Below are 4056 nucleotides of genomic sequence, written 5' to 3' on the forward strand. Positions count from 1 at the left end.
CCCTGGTTCGGACGCTGGAGCGCTCTTTCCTCGCAACCCGGAAACAGCTGGACCAGACGTGCCGGCAGGATCCGGTTCACCTACGCGGTGACCACGCCTCTGACAACCTCAGCGACTTGGCTGAAGAAGTCCGAAGCAGTTGATGAGCCGGTTGGCGTAATGAGGTTAAGGGTTTGAAGCCTGCCGGAACCTCCCCGAGGATGCGATACGCCATGATTGGGGATAAAGGGCCTGCCTCATTGTCGTTGACACGTTCCGGCCGGCAGCATCGCCCTCCGGAAAGCACTCCGCAGCCTGTTCCGGGTGGCTACGGATTTTACCCGCATGGACCTGCAACCCTGCGGATGATCGCCTGCTCGACACCGCGCCGGTCAACGATCGTGTTGGATTGCAGCCATGGCTCGAACACAGCTGGTTATGGCCTGAGCAACGCTGTTAAAGCGCGCTGTCAACTCGACCAGCTGCGTGGTTGACGTCGGCGAGCGCATATCGAGTTGGTCAACTTCCCGGCGTATCAAAGTGATCATCGGCTTGAGTGCCAGGCAGATCTCCATGCCGGTTTCCTGATGGAGCTGGTTCACGAGATCCTCGACCTGATCAAGCCAGACAAGCAGAGATGTTTTCTGAGTTTCAAGCTCGGCGTGCAGCACCTGCAGACGGCGGGCGGCGAGTTGTGGATGCATGAGATGAGGTTTCCTCTTCAAGCTGACCGCGGAGGCTGTTCGGATCCGCCGGCAGACGGCGCTGGCAGCGGCGATCCGCTCGGGGTCGATCTTCGGCACGTGCCGAATTAGTTTCGGCAGTTGACCAAACCCGGTATTGTCGTAGTTGATCCTGACGCTGACAATGTCGCGGATCAGGGCGGACAGCATCCCTGCCGAAGCCGTTCACGGCCTGCTTCTCCTGCTGCTGCCGGTTTCGAGGCATCGACGTCTCAGCAATCCGGGAACCCGGTGGACCTCGGGACATCCTTCAGTCCGCCGGTCATCGATAATGCATCGACGCCGCTGCTTCCGATCAGCGCGCCAGGACCCGGGCGGCCTCCTTTGTCCGGCTCACTGCTTCCGTCACCTGATGGATCGAGGCCGCGATCTCGCCGATGTTGCCGGTGATCGCGGATACCGCGGTCGAGGCGCCCTGCATGCTGCGCGACATGTCGGTGGTGACGGCGGTCTGCTCCTCGACGGCGCTGGCGGTGGTGAGAACATAGTCGCGCACCGCCTCGATCGACTGCCGGATGCCGCCGAGCGCGTCCACCACATTGCCGGAGATCGACTGGATGCCGTCGATCTCGCCGGAGATCTGGTCGGTCGCCCGGGCCGCCTGGTTGGCCAAGTTCTTGACCTCGGTCGCCACTACGGCGAAGCCCCGGCCGGCCTCGCCGGCCCGCGCCGCCTCGATCGTGGCGTTGAGCGCCAGCAGGTTGATCTGGCCGGCGATGCTCCGGATCAGCTCGACGATGCCGTTCATCTGGCGGGCCGCGTCCGACATCTTCTGTGTCGCCTGATCGGCGGCTTCGGCCTGCTGCCGGGCCTGTTCGGCCATGGACGTCGATTTGGTCATGCTGGTGGAAATCTCCAGCGTCGAGCTGGCCAACTGCTCGGCCGCCGCCGCCACCGTCTGGACATTCGCCGAGGCTTCCGTCGCGGCATCCATCGCCGCTCCCGACTGACCGTCGGAGCGGCCCAGCGCCTCGCCGATCTCACCGAAGTTGCGGTCAATCAGCGTCTTGAGCTGATTCATGAGTTCGACCTGTGCGGTGATGTCGGTGGCGAACTTGACGACCCTGCAGGGCCTGCCGCCGGCATTGAGGATGGGATTGTAGGAGGCCTCGATCCAGATCTCGCGACCGCCTTTGGCAATGCGCTTGAACTGAGCAGCCTGATACTCGCCGCGTCGCAGTTTGTCCCAGAACTGCGCATAGTCTGCGCTGGCCGCAAGCGCCGGCTCAACGAACATGCGGTGATGCCTGCCCTGGATTTCCGGCAGGCTGTAACCGACAGCTCCGAGAAAATTGCCGTTGGCGGTGATAATGGTGCCATCGAGCTCGAACTCGATTACCGCCTGCGACTTGCTGATGGCGTCGACCTGACCCTGAAGGTCGGCTTCCCGGGCTTTGCGCCCGGTGATGTCGGTGGCGAACTTGACGACCCTGCAGGGCTTGCCGCTAGCATCGAGAATGGGATTGTAGGAGGCCTCGATCCAGACCTCGCGACCACCCTTGGCAATGCGCTTGAACTGGGTGGCCTGGAACTCGCCGCGGCGCAGCTTCTCCCAAAACTGGGCGTACTCGGCACTGGCCGCCTCGCCCGGCTCGACGAACAGGCGGTGGTGTTTGCCGCGGATCTCGGCCAGCGTATAACCCATCGCCGACAGGAAGTTGCCGTTGGCGGTGATCACTGTGCCATCGAGCTCAAACTCGATGACGGCCTGCGACCTGCCGATGGCAGTCACCTGGGCGTCAAGTTCTGCCATCTTCCGGGACTTGGCAAAGCGGAACATCATAGTGGTCCTTTTTGAAACAGGGGTGGCGGTGCTAAAAACCCGGCGATCCGGTGGAGATTGTTGTTCAAAGGACTGCTGTTGACCGGACGTCAGTTCCGGCAGGAAGCGACAGGAGGAACCGGGTCTTTGCTCAGCCTCGACCGGATGGCGGCAACCAGGGCACTCAGGTCGAGAGATTTCCTCAAGATCAGGTCGGTCCGGCACAAGGAGGCGCCCGACAGGAAGTTCGTTGCCGGATCCTGCCTATGACAGCCGGCTAGCTGAGGGTGACGCAGGTGTGTTGGTCGCGTGGATTGCGCACGGCGTCGATGGAGAGATTAAGGATCCTGTCGCCGACCGTGATCCGGGCGTCGTGCGGCAGGTTCTTCGGATCGGCCAGCAGCCGGCGCTGGTGCTCGGGCTTCCTGTGGAAGACGTCGATGCTGCTGCCGACGATCCAGTCGGGATCGATCTTCAGCACGTGCCGGATCGTTTCCAGCAGCTTTCTGGACTCGACGTTGGCGTAGTCGATCCGGAAGGTGGCGATGTCGCAGGTCATGACCGCGACCGGCAGCGTGTCGAGAATGGCGCCCGGGTGGCGCGGTCCCGTTCCGGTGCCGGAAACCCTGGAGCGGAAAGCTACCGGGACCATGTCTGAACCTCCTGTATCATGCCAGGTGTGTTGGAGCAGGCGCCAGCGTGGCTGAGCACCGGCGACAGGATGGTCAGACCGTACCAGCCAACAATTAATGACTCTTTACCTTAAAAACCATTATATTTTCATGGTTTTGCGGGGTCAGCTGTTATCTCCTGATGCTGTTGTGACTGCTGAGGCTGCTCGAGGCGTCAGGTGCAGGACAACGCGGGAATACAGTCGATAGATCTTCGGGGGGGGGTGTTCCCCGTGTGTGCCCAGGCTTCAGCCGATTTCATGCTTCTGCCTTGAGCCGTATGGTCATCAGGATGCATCCCTCGGTTTGTCCTGCCACGCAGAAGGTACCATGTCCTGTCGACTTTGATAATTGGCACCGCTTCTGGTGTCGGTTTCCGACAGTGATGATCAACATTGCAGCAAACCCAGTGCATCATCGACTGCACACAGCTCCCGAGCAGATAGCCAACGCCATTGAGTGACTTCCCAATTTCCTGCTCCGATATTAAAAATCCGTCATTCTGGCGTGAAACCCTTATTTCATCGATAGCGGATTAGGGCTAATCGCCGCATCCCTCAACCAGCACAGCACAGGGCGCTTATTGCGGTACTCTCTCCTCGTCTGACACCGTAAATTTCTGCTTATATTTTAATCATATCTTCATCGCGACGCAGTGAAAAAGGAGGGATCGTGGATCCGCACCTTGAGCATTTGCTGTGAAGCTCGCCTTGGTCGGTCCGGCCCGTGCAGCTATTTCTTTGGAAAAACAATGCTCAAAAAAACTTCCCCTGATCATGATAATCCTACTCAGGCACCTCTCAGAACAATCGGATTTTCGATCGGCCAGAGGGGCGTGATGGCACGCCTGCACCTCAAGTTGCGCACCAGGCTGGTGCTCATTCTGCTCGCCTTTGGCCTG

4 protein-coding genes are annotated in these 4056 nt (G+C 60.4%); all 4 read right to left on the bottom strand.

The genetic code is table 11. The features are described 5' to 3' along the window. Nucleotides 1-371: 371 nt before the first annotated feature. Nucleotides 372-872, bottom strand: a complete 501-nt coding sequence (locus tag N826_RS38450; protein ID WP_044437808.1) for a hypothetical protein — start codon at nucleotides 870-872, stop codon at nucleotides 372-374. A gap of 145 nt (nucleotides 873-1017) precedes the next feature. Beyond that, nucleotides 1018-2475: a methyl-accepting chemotaxis protein gene (locus N826_RS38455; RefSeq protein ID WP_247870483.1), complete on the bottom strand. Its 1458-nt coding sequence runs from the start codon at nucleotides 2473-2475 to the stop codon at nucleotides 1018-1020. Between the two features lie 286 nt (nucleotides 2476-2761). Continuing rightward, the gene (locus N826_RS38465; protein WP_044437811.1) at nucleotides 2762-3136 is read right to left on the bottom strand and encodes a hypothetical protein; all 375 of its coding nucleotides are present in this window, start codon (nucleotides 3134-3136) and stop codon (nucleotides 2762-2764) included. Between the two features lie 653 nt (nucleotides 3137-3789). After that, the coding region (locus N826_RS45085; protein ID WP_211099512.1) for a hypothetical protein at nucleotides 3790-4056 on the bottom strand (267 nt) is incomplete at its 5' end.

This window comes from Skermanella aerolata KACC 11604, assembly GCF_000936425.1.
Lineage (GTDB): Bacteria > Pseudomonadota > Alphaproteobacteria > Azospirillales > Azospirillaceae > Skermanella > Skermanella aerolata.

What these genes read in the sequence shown, in the direction of transcription:
- N826_RS38465 (WP_044437811.1), bottom strand. Translation starts at nt 3,136, where the DNA reads ATGGTCCCGGTAGCTTTCCGCTCCAGGGTTTCCGGCACCGGAACGGGA.
- N826_RS38450 (WP_044437808.1), bottom strand. Translation starts at nt 872, where the DNA reads ATGCTGTCCGCCCTGATCCGCGACATTGTCAGCGTCAGGATCAACTAC.
- N826_RS38455 (WP_247870483.1), bottom strand. Translation starts at nt 2,475, where the DNA reads ATGGCAGAACTTGACGCCCAGGTGACTGCCATCGGCAGGTCGCAGGCC.